Consider the following 18,417-nt stretch of genomic DNA (forward strand, 5'->3'; position numbering starts at 1 on the left):
TGGGTCCCTCTCCTCCGCCGCTTGCCCGGAAGGGGGCCGTCAGCGCAGGTCAGACGGGTTGTGGGCGAGTCTGCAGTGTTCCTGGCCATATGCCTTCGGCCCGCCGTTGCGCATCCCGCTCCAGGGGCCGTTTTCCCCCGGAACGGCCCCCGAGGCCGCTCCGGGCGGCCATGATGGGGGCATGGCGGGGCTGGAGGGTACGGAACAGCCGCGGGGACACGCACATGCGGCCGCGGCGCGCTGGTCACCGACCGTCGAGGACGAACGCGCGCTGAAGGCACTGGAGTTGTACGGCAACCCGACGGAGGCGGAGGTGCCGCTGCCGTCCCGCCCCGAGTCCGCGGCCACCGCCCGGCGGCTGACCCAGGTCGTCGTCCTGCGCCAGTGGGGGCTCACCCCCAAGACCACCGAGGATGCCGTCCTGCTCGTCTCCGAGCTGGTGGGCAACGCCGTACGGCACACCGGTGCCCGGGTCTTCGGGCTGCGTCTGCACCGGCGCCGCGGCTTGATCCGCGTCGAGGTCCGCGATCCGTCCCGGGGGCTGCCCTGTCTCATGCCGGTCCAGGAGCTGGACATCAGCGGCCGGGGCCTGTTCCTCGTCGACAAGCTGGCCGACCGCTGGGGGGTCGACCTGCTGCCCCGGGGCAAGACCACGTGGTTCGAGATGCGGGTCAGCGACCGCTGAGGACCGCCCGCGCGGTGCGGGATCGACGAGGGGTGCGACCTGCGACGGTTCGCCTGGCCGCCGATCGGGCGAATCACCGGTTTCCCCGCGAAGCGGACCTTGAATGGTGCAATGCACCGCCACCTTGTCACCAGCGCCCTCGTCGCGGGCGCCACCCTCGCCTGCCTCGCCGCCTGCGGCACCGGGGGCGGGGAACGGACCTCCGAGGCACACGGCACCAAGGCCGCCGTGCCCGCGCCGCGCGAGAAGAAGCCCGTTCAGGGGCTGCCCGGGATGCCGCCCGTCCTCGACCCCGAGGACGTGTACGCGGCCGACCGCCCGAACAAACTGTCGCCCGTGCTCAAGGACTTCCCGTCCCGGGTCTACGTGCCCAACACCGAGTCCGACACGGTCTCCGTCATCGACCCGAAGACGTACGAGATCGTCGAGACGATCCGCGTGGGCCGGCAGCCCCAGCACGTCGTCCCCTCCTGGGACCTGAAGACGCTCTGGGTCAACAACAACCGCGGCCACACCCTCACCCCGATCGACCCGAAGACCGGCAAGGCGGGCAAGGAGGTCGAGGTCCACGACCCCTACAACCTCTACTTCACGCCCCACGGCAAGTACGCCGTCGTCATGGCCTCCCTCGACCGCGAACTGGTCTTCCGCGACCCCCACACCATGGAGATCAAGAAGACGGTCCCGGTCTCCTGCTACGGCGTCAACCACGCCGACTTCTCCCTCGACGGCCGCTACTTCATCGTCTCCTGCGAGTTCAGCGGCGAACTGCTGAAGGTCGACACCGAGAAGATGGAGGTCGTCGGGCAGCAGCGGCTGCCGTTCGAGGGCGCCATGCCGCAGGACGTGAAGGTCTCGCCCGACGGCAGGAAGTTCTACATCGCCGACATGATGGCCCACGGCATGTGGGTCCTGGACGGCGACAGGTTCACCGAGCCCACCCTGATGCCCACCGGCAAGGGCTGCCACGGCCTGTACGTCAGCCGCGACTCCCGCGAGATGTACGTGTCCAACCGCGGCGAGGGCACGATCTCCGTCTTCGACTTCACACAGGACAAGCTGACCAGGAAATGGCGGCTGCCTGACGGCGGCAGTCCCGACATGGGCGGTGTCTCCACCGACGGCAAGGTGCTGTGGCTGTCCGGCCGCTACGACGGCGAGGTGTACGCCATCGACACCCGCACCGGCACCCAGCTCGCCCGCATCCCCGTCGGCAGCGGCCCGCACGGTCTCGCGGTCTACCCGCAGCCCGGCCGTTACTCGCTCGGCCACACGGGCATCTTCCGGTGACGGTCAGCAGCCGTCCGCAAAGGGGCAGTTGACACGCCCCTGATCGAGTGAGGGTCCCGGCCCGGCGCCGCGGACCCGCGATCGTGCTCCTCATGATCACCACCAGCATGCGGCGGCGCACCGCTGCCGCCGCCCTCTCCCTCGCGGCCGTCCTCACGACCACGGCCGCCACGCCCGGCCAGGCCCCCGCGGCCTCCGCGGCTTCCCCGTCGGCGGCCCTCAAGCCCGCCGCCCCCGGACCGGCCGCCTGCCCCGTCCAGGTCGACGACAAAGTCAAGGCCGCCGCCGACCGCCGGGTCCAGGTCGACCGCATCACCCCCGACCCGTCCTGGCGCACCAGCTGCGGCACCCTCTACCGCGCCGACGGCCGCGGCCCCTCCGTGATCTTCGAGGAGGGCTTCCACCCCAAGGACGTGGTGAACGGCCAGTACGACATCGAGAAGTACGTCCTGGTCAACCAGCCGTCCCCGTATGTGTCGACCACGTACGACCACGACCTGTTCAAGAAGTGGAAGTCCGTGTTCAACTACTACGTCGACGCCCCCGGCGGAGTCGACGTCAACAAGACCATCGGCGACACCCACAAGTGGGCCGACCAGCAGGAGGTCGCCTTCCCCGGCGGCATCGCCCGCGAGTACATCGTCGGCGTCTGCCCGGTCGACAAGCAGACCAGGACCGAGATCATGAGCGAGTGCGAGAGCAACCCGCACTACGAGCCCTGGCACTGAGCGGGGCTTGAGTCTCCACCGGCTGGAAGGCCCAGACTCCCCCACATGATCGACGACGGCACCGGAGTGCTCACCATCGGCGAACTGTCCCGGGTCACCGGACTGACCGTGCGCACCATCCGGTACTGGTCCGACGAGGCGCGATGCCCCGGTGGCCCGGTCCGCGGGCGGCTACCGGCTGTACGGCGCCGCGTCCGTGGCGCGTCTGGAGCTGATCCGGACCCTGCGCCAACTCGGCCTCGGGCTGGCGGACGTCCGCCGGGTGCCGGCCGGTGAGACCACGGTCGCGCAGGTCGCGGCCACGCACGTGGTCGCGCTGGACGCGCGGATCCTCCCCCAGAGGGGGGACCCCCAGCTGAAGGTGACGCGTGCGGTGCTGTCGACGGTCGCGAAGCGGGGTTCCGACGCGGAGGAGACGACCCTGATGAACAGACTGGCACGCCTGTCGGCGGCCGAGCGGCGGCGCATCATCGAGGAGTTCGTGGACGAGGTGTTCCACGGGCTGCACACGGCGGACCCGGTGATCCGGGAGCGCATGCGGAACACCGCCGCCGACCCGCCCGAGGACCCGACACCCGAGCAGGTGGACGCCTGGCTGGAGCTGGCCGAGATGCTCCAGGACACGGACTTCCGTGCTGAGATGCGCAAGGTCGCCGAGTTCAACGCGGCCGACCGCGGTCATGACACACCCGCCGGGGCGTCCCTGTGGTTCTCCCGGCGGCTCGTGCACCTGGGCGCCCAGGCCCGGGAGCGCGGGATCGCCCCCGACTCGCCCGAGGCCGCCGAGGTACTGGGCGAGCTGCTGGGCGATGCCGACCCCGCCGCCGTGCCGGAGCGGCTGCGGTCGCACGCCACCCACCGGGTCGCCCGCTACCGCGAGTTGCTCGCCGTCGTGAAGGGGACCGGACCCGAGGCGGCCTACCGGGAGGAGTTCGCCCGGGTGGTCGCCGCGCTGGAGGAACGTACGGGCAGCTAATCTGACCTGCGTCAGCAAGACCTGGAACACGAGAGTAGGGGCGGATCGGTGGCGGACATCGAGGAAGCACGCAAGCAGTTCGAGCGGATCGATACGGACGGGGACGGATTCATCACCGCTGCCGAGTTCAAGACCGCCCTGGCCCGGTCCGGCGACTGGAACGTCACCGAGTCGGTCGCCGAGGTCGTCATCAAGACCCGCGACCTCGACGGCGACAAGAAGCTGAGCTTCGACGAGTTCTGGGCCTACCTGAACAAGTGACGCCGGCGCTGAAGGTGCCGCGGGGCGTGGGGCCCGGTCCGTCCACGGACGGACCGGGCCCCACGCCATACCGCCGGCCCTAAGGCCGGCCCGAGTTCCGGTGTGGCCCCGCGCTCCGCTGATCCTGATCGAGTGCCTTGGCGACGAAGGCGTCCAGGACGCCCGTCCCGACCACCACCGTGCGGGTGCGGCCGCGCCAGTCGGTGACCGAGTGGGACCGGGCGGCCTCGCGGTGGGCCAGGACAGTCGCCCGGGTGCCGGTGCCCTCGCGCAGGGCCATCGCGGCCAGGGCGGCCCGCGCCCAGTCGCTCGCGCACGCCACCCACGGCGCCGCCGACCTCCGCAGTGACGGGGGAAGGGTGCCGCGCACTCCCGCCAGGACCGTGAGGCGTTCGCGCAGGGCCCGCTCCGCGTCCGCGCCGCCACGCCAGTAGGCGGCGGTGAGCGCGGCCAGCCCGGGCGCCCGGCGGGCGTTCAGCCGCGAGGCGTGGTTGACGTCGGCGAAGGCGCGCAGCGCGGTGAGCGCCTCGTCGTCGCCGTCGGCGAGCACGGCCAGGCCCGCGTCGAGCGCGGCGGCCGGCCGGTAGGCCGCGGGGTTCCAGGTGTACGCGGCCACGGAGAACAGGGCCGGGACGGAGGCGGCGGCCTGGTTCATGGGATTGGCCGTCAGGCCGCCCACCGCGCCGGGCAGGCCCCGCTCGCGTCCCTCGTAGGGGCCGAGCAGCAGGTGGTCCGCCGTGTAGTCGTTGGCGGGGTAGTTGTCCCACACCAGCAGCGGGTGTGCGTACAGCCGGGCGGCTTCGCGGGCCTGCTCCGTGCGCAGCGCCGGAGAGACCACGAGGGGGCCCGTCCACATGACGGTGACGCGTCGGTCCAGCGCGGCGGCCAGCGCGCTCTTGTACGCGCTCGGCCGTGTCCCGTCGTACTCGGTGGGCACGGTGATCAGCGGAGCCGCGCCGGGGTGGCTGTCGAGGAACCGGCGCTGGACCGCGTTCAGCAGGTCCGCCTGTGCGCGCCCGACCGCTCCTCGGCCCCGTCCGTAGACGGCGGCGTCGCGCGCGCAGTTCCAGCGGTTGATGTCGATGTCGTCCAGGGGCACCGCGAAGGCACGCACCCCGGCGTCCCACAGCTGGCCGAACTTGCGCACGAGCGCGGCGGTGTCGGAGGCGGAGGAGTAGCAGACCGACGGCCCCGGCGAGAGGGCGTACACGAAGGAGACGTGGCCGGTCGACGCCCGCCGGGCCAGTTCGCGCAGCTCGGAGAGCTGGTCAACGGGGTAGGGGTCGCGCCAGCGGGCACGCAGGTAGGTGTCGTCCTTGGGGCTGTAGAGGTAGGTGTTGAGTTTCCAGCGTGCGGCGAAGTCGAGTTGCTCCAAGCGCTCCCGGTGCGTCCAGGGCTTGCCGTAGAACCCCTCGACGACGCCCCGGACGGCGGTCGCGGGCCAGTCGCGGATGCGGACGGCCGGCAGGGTGGTGCGGGCCGTCGAGCCGACCGGTCGTACCAGTTGGGCGAGGGTCTGCGCGGCGTGGAAGGCACCGGCCCGGTCCTTGCCGGCGAGGACGATCCGGGGCTCGCCGTGGTCGGTGCCGACGGCGAGGACGTACCCACCGGCGGGGAGGCCTGTCGGCGGCTGCACGGCGAAGGGTTCCAGGGCGTCCGCCGCGCCGTCGCCGGCCACGGTGACCAGCAGTTCGCCGGGCTTCGGCGCGTCCCCGATCCGGACCTGCCGGGCGCCGCCCGCACGCAGGCTGCGGACGACCTCCTGCAAGGTGGCCGGATCCGTGCCCGCCTCGCCGCGCACGGCCGCGCTGCCGCCGATCCGCACCCCTTCCCCGCCCCGGAGCACATGGCGTGGTGGCGGCCAGAGGGCGGGAAGTGCCGCCCGGGCACCGTCGGCGGGAGCCGTACGGGTCGTGCGCCCGTCGGCCGGTGCGGCCGGACTGCTGCCGTCGCCGGTGCAGGAGCGGGTGGCCAGGACGCATACGAGACCGAGTGCGAAGCCCAGCAGCAACGCCGTCGGGGCGCGGAACGCGCGCACGGCCTTCCCCCCTCGCGCGAGTAGCGGTGCGGCGAGACCGGCTCGCCACGCCCGCCCCGAGTATGACGGGGCGGCAGATGCCCGCGGGGCGGAACGCGGGAACGTCCACCGGGACGAGGCCGGCCCCGCGCGGCGACGCGTGAGTGGTGCCAGGCGAATAGTCAAATGCACCACTTAGTGCGCCACTTGGCGTAGACACTGCTGGTTGCAGCTCGTATTCAGATAATCGCGGGGCGCGAGCGGCCCTGCCCGAGCACAGGAGGTCGCCGATGGTGGCGCCGGATCCACTGAACCACTGGATCGTTCTCCTCGACATCGAGGACTTCAGTCTGCGTCCGGTGACCGCCCAGGCGACGCTGCACGAAGAGCTGTATCACGTGGTGGAGTTCGCGCTGGCCCGCGCCGGTCTCGACCTTGACCGATGCCTGGTCCAGGACCGCGGTGACGGTGTGCTGATCCTGGTTCCGAGCGGGACCAGCCCCACCAAACTGCTGCGGGAACTGGTGCGCGGGCTGGAGGACGCGCTGGTGGAGCACCGCGGCAAGTACAACGACGACCACCGGATGCGGCTGCGGGCCGGACTCCACCAGGGAGTGGTGATCCAGCGGGGCGAGCGGTGGACCAGCGACGCGATCAACGACCTGGCCCGCCTGGTGGACGCCAAGCCGGTCAAGCAGGTGCTCGCCCGGGCCCGCAGGGCCCATCTGGTGCTGGTGGTCTCCGAGGAGATACACCGGTCGGTGGTCCTGGGCCGCTTCCCGGGCATCGACCCGGCGGCATATCTGCCGGCCGACTTCGTCACCAAGCACGACGAGCCGCGCCGGGGCTGGGTCACCGTGCCCGGCTATGCGGCGCCACCCGGACTTCCCGCGGAACCGGGGGAGTCGCCACGTGACCGCGGGAGACCGGGGGGAGCCTCCGGCACGGGCGGCGACGCGGGAGGAGTGGGCGGCGGGGCCGACACGGGGAGCCCGGCGCCGCCGCCCATGCCGCACATCCATAATGTGACAGGCAGTCAGATGCTCACGGGGGACGGCGCGCTGGCCGTCTCCGGTGACTACGTGGAGGGCGACAAGAACGTCCACCACCACACGCACGGGGTGGACGGCACGGCGGCGCTCCGCCGCGTTGCCCCCACTGACGGCTCATGAGCACGCCTGCCGGACCCACGACGGCCCCGTCGTCCGCGGCGCCGCCGTCCCCGCCGCCCGCCGCCCAGCCGGCGCCGCCGCCCGGACCCGCTCCCGCGCCCCCGACGGGCGGCAACCCGCCCGCGGCGGGCGGCGCGGACGGGCAGGCGGCGGCAGCGCCCCAGGCCGACGCACCGCAGCCCGCCGCCGACGCCTTCAACGTCGGGGCGGGCGCGAGCGCCAGCGAAGCCACCACCCGGACCGGGCAGGGCAGTCTGCGCGCCGGATTGCTGCGCGAGGCGTGGACCCACATCGGCGGCGACCACGTCCACGGCGACAAGATCGTCATCCACGCCGCGGGAGAGCGCGGTGTCGTCCTTCGCACCCTGGCAGCCGGCATGGTCGAGGCCGTGCGGCACGCCTTCCAGCCGCCGCCTCGCTGGGAGAACACCCAGGCCGACGCCTGGCAGCGCCGCTCGGTCGTGCTGCGCGGGCCCGGCGGCTCGGGCAAGACCGCGGCCGCCGTACGGCTGCTGCTCGCCGCGGGCGTCAAGGCCTGGTATCTGCTGGACTCGGTGGCGGAACTGAACCGCCTGACCGAGCTGCGGCAGCTCGGAAGCGGTGCCGGTCTGATGCTGGACTGTCCCCGGGACCTCGGTGAGCTGCAGGGCTCCCATCTGGCGGGCCTGGAGGACCTGCTGGAGCGGAACGACGCCCGCCTGGTGCTGATCGCCGGGCCGGACGCCGAACTGGACCGTACCGTCGGCGAGTACGTACAGCGAATCGCCCGTCCCGACGCGCTGGACCTCGTCCTGGCCGCCCATCTGGCGCACCGGATCGGGGAGGACGACGCCGAGCGCGCCCTCGCCACGGCCGGCGTCGCCGACCTCGCCGCCGAGCTGCTCGACGACGGCGCCGCCTGCCGCGACGCCGCCCGGCTCGCGGAGGTCCTCGCGCACGAGTACGGTGCCGGCGCCCTCGACCTGGACCGGATCCGCACCCGCATGGACCAGACCGGCGGCGAGTCGCCCGAGGAGTGGTTCGAGGGACTCGGCGACACCGTGCTGCGCACCCAGGCCATCGCCCTCGCCGTCCTGGGCGGCCTGCCGCAGGAAGACGTGGCGCTGGCCGCCTCGAGCCTGCTGGACCGGTTCCGCGGTGAGCGGGGCGTCCTCACCGCCAGCGTCGAGCAGGGCCCCGTACCTCTGCGCCAGGACCCGTTCGCCCGGTCCCGGCGGCTGCTCGCCGAGAAGCTGCGCGCCCGCACCGTCTCCGCCGTGACCCGCGGCAGCTACGGACGGCTGCCGTGCACCGTCGCCGAATACCGCAGCCCCGGATACCCGCCGCGGATCATCCGGCACGCCTGGTCCGAGTACCACATCCAGCACGAACTGGTCGGCTGGCTGGCCGAACTGGTCGACTCCCCCTCACAGCAGGTGCGCAGTTTCGCCGGTACCGCGCTCGGCCTGATCGCCACCGAGTCCTTCGACCACATAGCAACCCAGGTCTTCCCCGGCTGGATCCGCGACGAGGACAGCGGTTACCTGCGCCGCGAGGCCATCGCCTACGCCCTGCGCGTGTGTGCTCGCGAACCCGCGCTGCGGCCCGGCGTGCAGGCCCTCGTGAACGGCTGGTACCTGAGCGGCACCTGGCAGTTCCAGGCCGCCGCCGCCCGTGCGTACGGCCTCTGCCTGGGGGGTGCCGACCTCGACACCGCGGTCCAGGCGCTCACCCGGCTCGGCACCGTCGACCACATCCGCGTCGCCGTCGCCATCGGCGACGCCTGCGCCGACCTGGTGGAGGAGGACGTGGCCGGGCACGCGCCCGTGGTGCTGCGCGCGGTCGCCGAGATGGTGCACGAGCCGAGCAGCCGCGCCTGCGGCCACCTGGTGTTCCTGATTCTCGCCGACGCCCTCGTCGCGGAGGAACCGGACGCGGTCGGTGCCGCGCCGCGCAATCGCCCGACCCTGCTCCAGCTGGCCGCCCGGAGCGAGCCGGGGAGCGAACTGCGCCGGCTGCTCGGTTACCTGTGGTCCGAGGTCATCTGCGGTGAACTCTTCGCCGACCAGGCCGCGAGCGTGCTGGAGGGCTGGGCGGCGCAGGCCGAGACCGACCCCCTCCTGCTCGACGACCTGGTCCGCGTCCTCACCGAGGACGTGGCCGAGCCCACTCCCCGCGCCGGCCTGCTCCTGCAGCAGTGCACCTCGCGCTGGACCGAGCGTGACCGTTTCCGCCCCCTGCCCCGCTCCGCGGCGGTCCTCGGCAGCGCCCTGCGCCGCACCGCGACCGCCGGCTCCGCCCATCCTGGAGGTGCCCGGTGACCCAGCCGGTGTCGTTGATCGTCAACCAGTCGCCGGTGCCCCGCATGTCCGTGGGCCCCACCAAGGCGACCCAGCCGCATCTCGCCGTCGTCTACGCCACCGCCGCCGGCGAGGTGGTCTGCTTCGAGGGCCGGCCGATGAAGCCCACGCAGCAGGTCTTCTCCAAGTACTGCACGCGCTACGAGGTCGACATGCGCCCGCAGCAGCGCACCGCCGTCCTCGGCCGCAATCCGCTGATCTCCGCCGATGGCGTGCACGCCTTCGAGGTGCAGGTCTCCTTCAGTTTCTGCGTCGACGGCTGGCAGGGCGCCGAGAACCTGGTGCGCTCCGGACTGTCGGACGCGCTGCCCGTGGTGCACGGCTGGCTGGTGAGCCGGTTCCACGGCGCCGGACAGCGCTTCGCGATCGAGGACTCCTTCGGCCTCGAGCGCTACCTCAACCAGCTGTGCGCCGCCCCGGTGGTCCTCCCGGAGGGGCTGAAGGTCTACGGCTGCCGCGTGTCCGTGCGGCCCGACGCCGCCTCCCTGTCACATCTGGAGTCCCTGATCGAGGCCCGGCGGCGCGAGGCGCGGGGCGCGGCCGAGCACATCCCGAACACGGGCGACGTCGTACGCAAGGCCGAGATCGAAGCGCTCGAGCAGGACTTCGCCATCAGGGCCACGGCCCGGCAGGCGGAGGCGCTGGCCGACACCCTCACCACCAGCGAGGGACTGATCCGCCACTACCTGATCACCCACCCGCACGACGCCGAGGGTGCCTTCGCCATGGCCCGGCAACTGGAGGAGGCCCGCGCCGCCACGGCCGAGCTGCAGAACCAGCGTGCGCTCGGTCTGTTCCAGGTGATGGCGGAGAAAGGCCTGATCCAGGCCGGCGACCTCGACCACATGCGCCAGCAGCTGACCGGCACGGTGGGCCGGGCCACCGGCGGCGACGGACATCTCGCCTCCGCCGTCACGCCCCAGTTGCCCGGCGCCCGCCCCTGGGACGCGCCCCAGCTCCAGGCCGCGCCGGCCCCGGTCGCCACGGTGCCCGGCTCCGCGGGGCCCACACCCACCCTGGTGGAGTCCGTCGTCACGGAACCCGACCCTCGGCGGACGGCCGCACCCGCGGCGGCCACGGGCACCGCGCTGATCTACCTGGTCCTGGACGAGTCGCTGGACCGCGAGTGCGTCGGCGAGCTCCAGCGCGGCCTGGACGCGTTGCACGCCGCGCTCTCCGCCGCACCGGACGTCTCCACGGTCCTGCGGCTGTGCGTCCTCGGCATGGCCGACACCACCGAACAGCGGCTGTCCCTGGCCAGGGTCGGGCCCGGCACGCGGACCCCGCTCCTCGTCGCCCGGCGCGGGCTGTCGTACAGCCAGGCCTTCCGCACCCTGAAGTCCCTCATCGGGCAGGACGCCACCGTCGTCAAGAGCGAGGGCGCGCAGGTCCTGCGGCCGGTCGTCTACTTCCTCACCGGCGGTGTGCCCGACGAGGGGAACACCTGGCACACCGCCTTCCAGGAGCTGACCGACCCTTCCGTCAACCCCGCCGCACCGCGGATGGTGGCCCTGGGGTTCGGCCGGGCCGAGACGGCGGCCGTGCGCACCGTGGCGACCTTCCCCGAGTCCGCGTTCATGGCCGCCCCTCACCAGGATGCCGCGTCCGCCGCCCACAACTGCGCCGCGTTCCTGCGCGACAGCGTGGTCGGCTACGGGCGCCGCCTCGCCGACGGCGCGGCGAACTTCACGGTCAGCCCGCCGGACGGTTTCCGGCGGGCCGAGGACGCTCTGTGACATTTCCCTGCATAACTGGCGTTACGTCACTTACGCTGCCCCGCACGGCAGTTGAGCGATCCCCTCTCACCCACGCCCATCCCACCCACGCCCATCCCACCCACGCCCATCCCAACGGGACCAGAACGGAACGACGATGATGGAAAGCAACCGGGGGCACTTGCTCCCCATCTACGTCCTCGCCGACGAGTCGGGCTCGATGACCGAGCACATCGACGACCTCAACGACGGGCTGAAATCACTGCACCAGGCGCTGCTCGGTGAGCCGATGGCCGCCGCCAAGGTGCGCTTCTCGGTGCTGGGCTTCTCGGACGACGTGGTCGAACGCGTCCGCCTGGTGGACCTGCGCAGCGCCGGCGAGTTCCCGCGCCTGACGACCCGCGGCATGACCAGCTACCTCGCTGTGTTCGAGGATCTGATCTCCCGCATCCCGGCCGATGTGAACAGCCTGAAGGCGGAGGGCTACCAGGTCCACCGGCCCGCCGTGTTCTTCCTCAGCGACGGCCTGCCCAACCGGGAGGACTGGAAGGACGCGCACCGCCGGCTCACCGACCGGGCGACGACCCTCGGCGCGCCGAACATCATCGCCTGCGGCATCGTCGACGCGGACGCCAGGACGATCAACGAGGTCGCCACCCAGCCGGAGTTCGGCTTCGTCGCCAACAAGGGCGTCGACGTGGGCGCGGCCATCGCCAAGTTCTGCACGGCCCTCACCAAGAGCGTGATCGCTTCGGGCCGTTCACTCGGCTCGGCGTCCCCCCAGCTGGTGGTGGACAGGCCGGAAGGCTTCACCGTCGCGATCGATGTGATCTGACGTGGGCAAGCACCGTCACCAGCGCACCGAGGACCAGGGGGAGGCGGACCGGTCCGTGCCGCCGCCTCCCGGCCCGGCTCCCGCTCTGTACCCGCAGGTGCCCCAGGCGCCGGGGGCGTCGCACGAGCCCGGCCTCGTCGACGTCTACGACTGGCGGCGGGACGACTGGCCGGCCGACGGGTCCTCGCCGGCGCCTGTCCCCCCGTCCGGGCAGTCGCCCGAAGAACCGGCTGCCCGGCGCTGGGACCCGCTCACCGTCGGCACCGCCGGCCCCGCGTTCGAGCCGCGGCCGGCGACGGGCCTGTCGTACCGGCCCGATACGGTGTGCGACGGCTGGTCGACGGACGCGCTCGCACTGCGGCTGGCCTCGGTACGCGGGTACCAGCACCGGTACGACGGCCGCCCGCGTGAGGACGACGCCGCGGCGGGCTGGGACCAGGACACCGGCACCGTGGTGTTCGCGGTCGCGGACGGCGTGTCCGACGCCCGGCAGCCGCACATCGGCTCGCAGCTGGCCTGCCGCAGCGCGGTCGACGAGTTGCTCGGCCAGGTGCGGGCGGGCGGCGGATTCGTCGCCGACTGGAACAAGCTGCTGTCCACGGTGCACTGGCAGTTGCGCGAACAGGCCAGTCGGCTCCTGCGTTCGCCGGACACGAGCGTCGAGGACACCGCCGGCCTGCTGGCGACCACCCTCGTCGCCGGAGCGGCCACACCCACCCAAAGCGGTGTGGAGGTCACGCTGGTCTCGGTGGGCGACTCCGGGGTCTGGGCGATCAAACACGAGCAGCTCTATCCGCTGACCGGGGGAAAGCAGGCCGGGGCCGACGGCCTGGTCTCCTCGGCCGTACAGCCCTTGCCCTACGTCCCCGGTGACCTCCGCCCGTTCCATTTCTCCCTGGATCCGGGCACCGTCCTGCTGGTCGGCACCGACGGTTTCGGGGACCCCGTCGGTGACGGACGGGGCGCCGTGGCCAGGCTGTTCGCCACCGCGCTGCGCCGTCCCGTACCGCCGTTGGGCTTCGCCCACCTGCTCGACTTCTCCCGGGAGACCTTCGACGACGACCGGACGCTGGTGGCGCTGTGGCCACGGAACGAGGGGCCCGGATGCGCGACGTAACAGTGCCCTGGGTCCGTCCCGACCAGTTGGGCGAGTACCGGCTGCACCGGCTGGGCGACGGCGGGCAGGGTGTCGTCTACGGCGTGCCGCGTCCGCCGGACAGACTTCCGGGCACCAATCTGGCCTACAAGGAGTACAAGGCTCCGGTTGACGCCGACGTGCTCCACGACATGTGCTGCTTCCTCGACCTGCTCAGCCCCGAGGACCGCGCCTTCCTGGGGGCACGGCTGACCTGGCCGGTCGCCATGGTCTACACGGGCAGCCCGCCCACGGCACCGCCGCCGTCCGCGAACCGGGGCACCACGGTGGTCGGCTTCCTGATGAACCGGGTCACCGGCGAGTTCGAACTCAGCAGTCCCACGCTGGGGCAGACCAAGCAGCAGGCCCTGGAGTTCCTGCTGAACGGTGACGACTACATGGCGAAGATCGGGCTGCATGTCGATGACGGACAGCGGCTGCGGCTCCTGATCGACCTGGCGCACACGCTCGACCGGCTGCACCGGAAGCAGGTGACGGTGGGCGACCTCTCGCCGAAGAACGTCATGTTCACGCAGGCCGGGCAGGGCCGGTGCCTGCTGATCGACTGCGATTCGATGCGGTACCGGGGCCGGGATGTGCTGACGCAGGTGGAAACCACCGGGTGGGAGGTGCCCGAGGGGGAGAAGGGCACGGTGGCCTCCGATTCCTTCAAGTTCGGGCTGATCGCCTTGCGCGTCTTCAACCGCAGCCAGGACGGCACGGACCCCGGCCCGCTGCGCGGCGTGTCGACGGAGCTCGCGAACCTGGCGCTGCGGAGCCTGAGCGGAGAACCGCACCGGCGGCCGGCTCCGTCCGACTGGCTGCCCGAGCTGGAACTGGCGCACAACCGGTTGAAGACACGTCGGAGCACGGCCGCCACCCAGGCGGGCACCGGCCGGCCCGCGGCGTTCATCACCGCGCACCAGCAGCCCACGGCCACTCCGCGCACGCACCCCGCCCCCGCCGCGCCGGGGACCGCCATGGGGTACCCGGGCCCGCACCCGACCGCCCCCCGCCCCACGGCCGGGAGTTCGTCGGGCGGTCGTACGGCCGGCACCCTGGTCGCTCTGCTGGTGATGGCCGTGCTCGGCTACGGCGCGGTGAACCATTTCACCTCGTCGGACGACTCCGACGCATCCCCGTCGCAGGCCAGCAGCGCCAGCCCGTACGGCGGTTCGACCTCGGACAGCGGCCCGGATGTCGGCGCCCAGGGGACCGAGGACTCCGAGTCACCCCGGGTCGAGGCACCCGGCGCCGCCGTGGACTACTCCCAGGTGTCCGGCGATCCGGAGGCCCAGGAGGTCGCCGCCATGTTCGCCCGCTTTTTCGGTGCTATCAACAACCACGACTACGACAGGGCGCTGGGCTACTACGACCCCGCCACCACCGCTGTCGACCTGGACTCCACCAAGAGCCGCAACGAGTGGAAGCAGGTCATGTCCACCACGAAGGACAGCGACATCGTCCTCAGCGGCCTGGACACCTCGGGCACGTACACCTTCGCCACGGTGAACTTCCGCAGCCGGCAGTCTCCCGGCTACGGTCCCGGGAAGCGGAAGAACGACACCTGCGACGACTGGACGGTGACGTACCAGCTGACCCGCACGGACGGTTACCGCATCCTCAAGGCGCCGCAGGACGGGGTGAGCTTTGCCCCCTGCTGACCCTGACGCACGCGCCTCCTGGATCCTCCTGCTCCGGGCACACGGTCTCGGCGCACGGGCGGAGTCGGCGCAGGCGACCTTGCGGGACGCCCTGCGGGAGCACGCACGCGAGGCGCTCGCCAAAGCCGGTGTGCGGCCCGTGGAGTACCGGTTGTGGCCCCGGGACACCGGTTTCGGCATCCTCGTCACCCCGCAGGTCCGGCCGGCCCGTCTGCTGCGCGACTTCACCCGCTCCCTCGACGACTGCCTGTGCGGGCACAACGACACGTTCCGCGAGACCCACCACCTGGCGCTGTGCCTGGGCCTGCACCTCGGCATGGTCTCCCCGGCCAGGGACTACGTGGCGAGCCGGGCGGTCGACGACCTCACCCGGCTGATGGACGCCACCCCGACCGGACCTGTGAGCCGCCCCTCCGGTCTGGTGGTGGTCCTGTCGCACGACTTCCACGATCTGGTGGTGCGGGCCGAATGCCCGGGCGTCCGGCCGGGCGACTACGTGTGTCTCGATGTCCCGGCCGGACCTGAGGGCCGGCCCGTCCGGAGCTGGGTGGCTGCCTTCACCGACGGCCGGGTCGGCCACCCGCCCTGGGTCCGAGCCGCCCCCTCGGGCGAACCGGACGGCACCGGCTCACCGACCGCTTCCGCCGAGCCGCCCACCGAGCCCGCCGGACAGCCGGTGCCCGGCATCTCCGGGCCGCTCATCCATCCCGACTTCCTGCTGGGCGACGGCGGACAGGGCACGGTCTACGGCGTGATGCGCGAGGTTTCCGGGCTGTCCGGCCCTCTCGCCTACAAGGAGTACCGCGACGGGGTGCTCCGCGACGCCGAGGTGCTGCAGGACATGGTCAGGTTCATCGGGGGTCTCGCCCGGTACGAGCCCCTCGATCACGCCTACCTGGAGTCCCGCCTGGCCTGGCCGCTGCGGCTCGGCCACCGCGGGGGCAGGGCGAGCGGGTTCGTGATGCGGCAGGTCCCCGCGGACTACACCATGCACCTGGGACCCCTGGGCGTGAGCAAGCAGCAGACACTGGAGTTCCTGTTCAACCCGGACGAGTACCTGAGGCGCATCGGGCTGTCGGCGGACAACGGGCAGCGTCTGCTGCTCCTCAAGGATCTGGCAGGCATCCTGACCGTGCTCCACGACCACGGCATCACCGTGGGAGACCTCTCCCCGAAGAACATACTGTTCCGGCTGGACGTCTGGCCGCGCTGCTTCCTCATCGACTGCGACTCCATGCGCTTCAAGGGACGCGATGCCCTGTCCCAGTGCGAGACGCCCGGATGGGAGGTGCCCGAGACCTCCAAGGCCACGCCGGAGTCGGACGCCTACAAGCTGGGACTCGTCGCCCTGCGGCTGTTCAACCGCAGCCAGGAGGACACGGACGCCGGCCCGCTGCGGAGCGTGTCGACGGAGCTGGCGGACCTGGCGACGCGGAGCCTGAGTGCGGAACCGGGCCGTCGGCCGAGGCCGAGGGCATGGCAGGCGGCGGTGCAGCGCGCGATCGAGGGAGGCAAGTCGGACTCCTCCTGGATCGATGTCGATCCCGTCTGAAAACCGACCGGGCGGTCAGCCGCCGAAGGCCTGCCCTTTGAGCTGGTCCATGGAGCGCACCACCAATGTCTGACGCCCCGTCACGACCCAGCCCTGGGAGCGCCACTGTTCCAGGACCCGGCTCACCGTGCGACGGGAGGTGAGCAGCAGGCCCGCCAGATCGTCCTGGGAGAGGGGCAGGCCGATACGGCGGCCGGTGCCGTCGGGAGAGGGGTGGCCGCAGCGTTCGGCGAGATCCAGCAGGAGAGCGGCGAGCCGGGCGGGCACGGGCTCGGTGATACCGGTGCGCTGCAGATCCGCCTCGCGCAGGCGCTGGGACAGGGTCTGCTCGAGTGCCGCGGCGATGCCCGGCCGGGCCCGGGCGAGACCGTGGAAGCGGGCCGCGGTCACCTGGAGCACGTCGACCGTGGTGGCCGTCAGCAGCGAGGCCGAGCGGCGCCGTCGCTCCAGTCCGGCCTGCTCGCCGAGGAGTTCGCCCGCACCACGCAGGGCGAGCAGGGCGCGGTAGCCGGCGTGGGACTCGGCGACGACCTTGATCCAGCCGCGCAGCAGCACGATCAGATGGTCCGAGTCCTCGCCCTGGGCCAGCAATCGCCGGTCAGCGGGCTGTGAGCGCTGTGCCGACGCCCGGAGCAGCGCGGCGCGGTCGTCCGGGTCCAGTGCCTCCCAGAAGGGAGCGGAGTGGCCACCCATGACGGTCAACCCAGCAGCCACGCGAGCGCCGTGACGGCCACGCCCGCGACGGCGAGCACGAGCGACTGCCGCACCCGCTGGTGCTTGGCCCACGCGATCTGGCTCATGTCCACCAGCTGACGTGTCAGGGAGGGCAGCGGGGAGGTGGTCGTGAGCTTCTCGGCGAGGTGCTCGGGGTCCCAGTGCCGCAGATCCCCGAAGTACAGGAAGTGCTGGTGGGGGTTGTGCCCCGGCTGTGTCCGCAGCCGCGGGCTCACCACGGACACGGATGCGAGAGCGGCCAGCCCGAGCAGCGCCACACCCAGCCATAACAGCAGCCTGGGGACCGTGCCGTGCACCTGCCCCAGGTAGTGGCCGGATGCGGACAGCGCGACCAGGGCGCCCAGTACCGCCGACTCCAGCGTGAGCGCGAAGCCGGCCTTCGCGTCGACCCTGCCCGTCCAGTCGGCCAGTGCCGCGTGGATGCGCCAGGCCGTCTCCACCGGATCCGTTTCCGCCATGGCCCCCGCCCCTCGTCGACTGCATCGAGACTGCATAAGTGTGGCCTCAGGCGATCCCTGCAAAACCTGATGGGCCCTGGGAGTTCACAGGGTGCCGGGCGCCGGACCGGTCCGCCGGCGGCCTGAACCGGCTCTGTCAGGCGTCCGCCGCCCAGGTGCGCAGCGCCGCCCTGCTCTCGAAGTCGGCCACGTTCTTGTCCAGCGGATGGTCGGTGTACTGGTGGAAGCGCCACTTGGCCTTGATGCGGGGCTTGCCCGCGGAGACGTAGTCGGCGATCCACAGGGCGTCGCCCGCGTAGGACGTCCTGTCGTGGTTCAGCCAGAAATTCCGGTTGCAGTAGAGCACCACCTGGTTGTCCGGCCGCAGGTCCTTCAGCTTCCGGATGAACAGGTCCTTCTCCGCGTTGCTCGCGTGCGTCCCGTTGCTGGTCGTCTCCCAGTCGACGGCGAGGATGTCGCCCGGCCGGTTTGGGGCCTTGGCGACGAAGTACTCGGCCTGGGCGGTGAGGTTGCCGGGCCACAGGAAGTGGTAGAAGCCGACGACCAGCCCGGCGTCGCGGGCCCGCTTCGTCTGGGCGGCGAGTCTGGGGTTGACGTAGGAACGCCCCTCCGTCGCCTTGACGAACACGAAGGAGAGGCCGTCGGTGTCGTAAGTGGAGGACTGGTAGGCGCTCACGTCTATGCCGCGCAGCATGGGGATCTCCCTGAAGTGCAGGCGAGGAAGGGGGAGTTGGGGTCTCCCGCCATGGCACCGGCCGCTGTGGACTGACGTGGAAGTGTCAACCCGGGTGGGTCGTGAGACGGGCGCGGGTCCCCTGGTGCTCGAAGGGACCAGCTCAAGAGGGGGACGTGCCA

The 18,417-nt window shown here is 72.0% G+C and carries 15 protein-coding genes and 1 pseudogene; 12 read left to right on the forward strand and 4 right to left on the reverse strand.

All coding sequences use genetic code 11. The features are described 5' to 3' along the window. The first annotated feature begins 106 nt into the window (after positions 1–106). The 5 genes and pseudogenes from ACIBL4_RS28195 to ACIBL4_RS28215 all read left to right on the forward strand — a co-directional run bounded on the left by ACIBL4_RS28195 (position 107) and on the right by ACIBL4_RS28215 (position 3,940). Positions 107–685: an ATP-binding protein gene (locus ACIBL4_RS28195; protein WP_399414617.1), complete on the forward strand. Its 579-nt coding sequence runs from the start codon at positions 107–109 to the stop codon at positions 683–685. Between the two features lie 111 nt (positions 686–796). Then, the gene (locus tag ACIBL4_RS28200) at positions 797–1,975 is read left to right on the forward strand and encodes a YncE family protein (protein WP_399414619.1); all 1,179 of its coding nucleotides are present in this window, start codon (positions 797–799) and stop codon (positions 1,973–1,975) included. A 92-nt stretch (positions 1,976–2,067) separates the two neighbouring features. Beyond that, positions 2,068–2,703, forward strand: coding sequence for an ADP-ribosyltransferase (locus ACIBL4_RS28205; protein ID WP_399414620.1), 636 nt, complete (start codon positions 2,068–2,070; stop codon positions 2,701–2,703). 45 nt (positions 2,704–2,748) lie between these two features. Beyond that, a pseudogene (locus ACIBL4_RS28210) lies at positions 2,749–3,679 on the forward strand (MerR family transcriptional regulator). Between the two features lie 48 nt (positions 3,680–3,727). Then, entirely contained in the window at positions 3,728–3,940 is a 213-nt protein-coding gene (locus ACIBL4_RS28215) for an EF-hand domain-containing protein (RefSeq protein WP_020271014.1), read from the forward strand. Between the two features lie 79 nt (positions 3,941–4,019). Here the strand turns inward: ACIBL4_RS28215 and ACIBL4_RS28220 are convergent, their stop codons facing one another. Next, a complete protein-coding gene (locus tag ACIBL4_RS28220; protein ID WP_399414621.1) occupies positions 4,020–5,978 on the reverse strand; it encodes a beta-N-acetylglucosaminidase domain-containing protein in 1,959 nt (652 codons plus the stop codon). 269 nt (positions 5,979–6,247) lie between these two features. Between ACIBL4_RS28220 and ACIBL4_RS28225 the strand changes: the two genes are divergently transcribed. From ACIBL4_RS28225 to ACIBL4_RS28255, 7 genes are all read left to right on the forward strand, one after another. Then, positions 6,248–7,129: a hypothetical protein gene (locus ACIBL4_RS28225; RefSeq protein ID WP_399414622.1), complete on the forward strand. Its 882-nt coding sequence runs from the start codon at positions 6,248–6,250 to the stop codon at positions 7,127–7,129. Then, the gene (locus tag ACIBL4_RS28230) at positions 7,126–9,429 is read left to right on the forward strand and encodes a hypothetical protein (RefSeq protein ID WP_399414623.1); all 2,304 of its coding nucleotides are present in this window, start codon (positions 7,126–7,128) and stop codon (positions 9,427–9,429) included. Before ACIBL4_RS28225 ends, ACIBL4_RS28230 begins: the two co-directional genes overlap by 4 nt. Continuing rightward, positions 9,426–11,204: a hypothetical protein gene (locus ACIBL4_RS28235; protein ID WP_399414624.1), complete on the forward strand. Its 1,779-nt coding sequence runs from the start codon at positions 9,426–9,428 to the stop codon at positions 11,202–11,204. Before ACIBL4_RS28230 ends, ACIBL4_RS28235 begins: the two co-directional genes overlap by 4 nt. Positions 11,205–11,340: 136 nt before the next feature. Next, positions 11,341–12,018, forward strand: coding sequence for a hypothetical protein (locus ACIBL4_RS28240; protein WP_399414625.1), 678 nt, complete (start codon positions 11,341–11,343; stop codon positions 12,016–12,018). 1 nt (position 12,019) lies between these two features. Continuing rightward, positions 12,020–13,135 (forward strand): protein phosphatase 2C domain-containing protein, encoded by a 1,116-nt coding sequence (locus ACIBL4_RS28245; RefSeq protein WP_399414626.1) that lies wholly within the window; start codon positions 12,020–12,022, stop codon positions 13,133–13,135. After that, entirely contained in the window at positions 13,123–14,817 is a 1,695-nt protein-coding gene (locus ACIBL4_RS28250) for a hypothetical protein (protein ID WP_399414627.1), read from the forward strand. The genes ACIBL4_RS28245 and ACIBL4_RS28250 overlap by 13 nt, the downstream gene beginning before the upstream one ends. Then, the gene (locus tag ACIBL4_RS28255) at positions 14,804–16,369 is read left to right on the forward strand and encodes a hypothetical protein (protein ID WP_399414628.1); all 1,566 of its coding nucleotides are present in this window, start codon (positions 14,804–14,806) and stop codon (positions 16,367–16,369) included. Before ACIBL4_RS28250 ends, ACIBL4_RS28255 begins: the two co-directional genes overlap by 14 nt. Before the next feature lie 15 nt (positions 16,370–16,384). On the opposite strand, the gene ACIBL4_RS28260 is transcribed toward ACIBL4_RS28255, so the two are convergent. The 3 genes from ACIBL4_RS28260 to ACIBL4_RS28270 all read right to left on the reverse strand — a co-directional run bounded on the left by ACIBL4_RS28260 (position 16,385) and on the right by ACIBL4_RS28270 (position 18,256). Beyond that, the gene (locus ACIBL4_RS28260) at positions 16,385–17,083 is read right to left on the reverse strand and encodes a Crp/Fnr family transcriptional regulator (RefSeq protein WP_399414629.1); all 699 of its coding nucleotides are present in this window, start codon (positions 17,081–17,083) and stop codon (positions 16,385–16,387) included. Beyond that, positions 17,068–17,562: a Pycsar system effector family protein gene (locus tag ACIBL4_RS28265; RefSeq protein ID WP_399414630.1), complete on the reverse strand. Its 495-nt coding sequence runs from the start codon at positions 17,560–17,562 to the stop codon at positions 17,068–17,070. The genes ACIBL4_RS28260 and ACIBL4_RS28265 overlap by 16 nt, the downstream gene beginning before the upstream one ends. Positions 17,563–17,698: 136 nt before the next feature. Continuing rightward, positions 17,699–18,256, reverse strand: coding sequence for a glycoside hydrolase family 25 protein (locus ACIBL4_RS28270; protein WP_399414631.1), 558 nt, complete (start codon positions 18,254–18,256; stop codon positions 17,699–17,701). Between the last annotated feature and the right edge of the window lie 161 nt (positions 18,257–18,417).

This window comes from Streptomyces sp. NPDC050416, from assembly GCF_044458845.1.
Classification (GTDB): Bacteria; Actinomycetota; Actinomycetes; order Streptomycetales; family Streptomycetaceae; genus Streptomyces.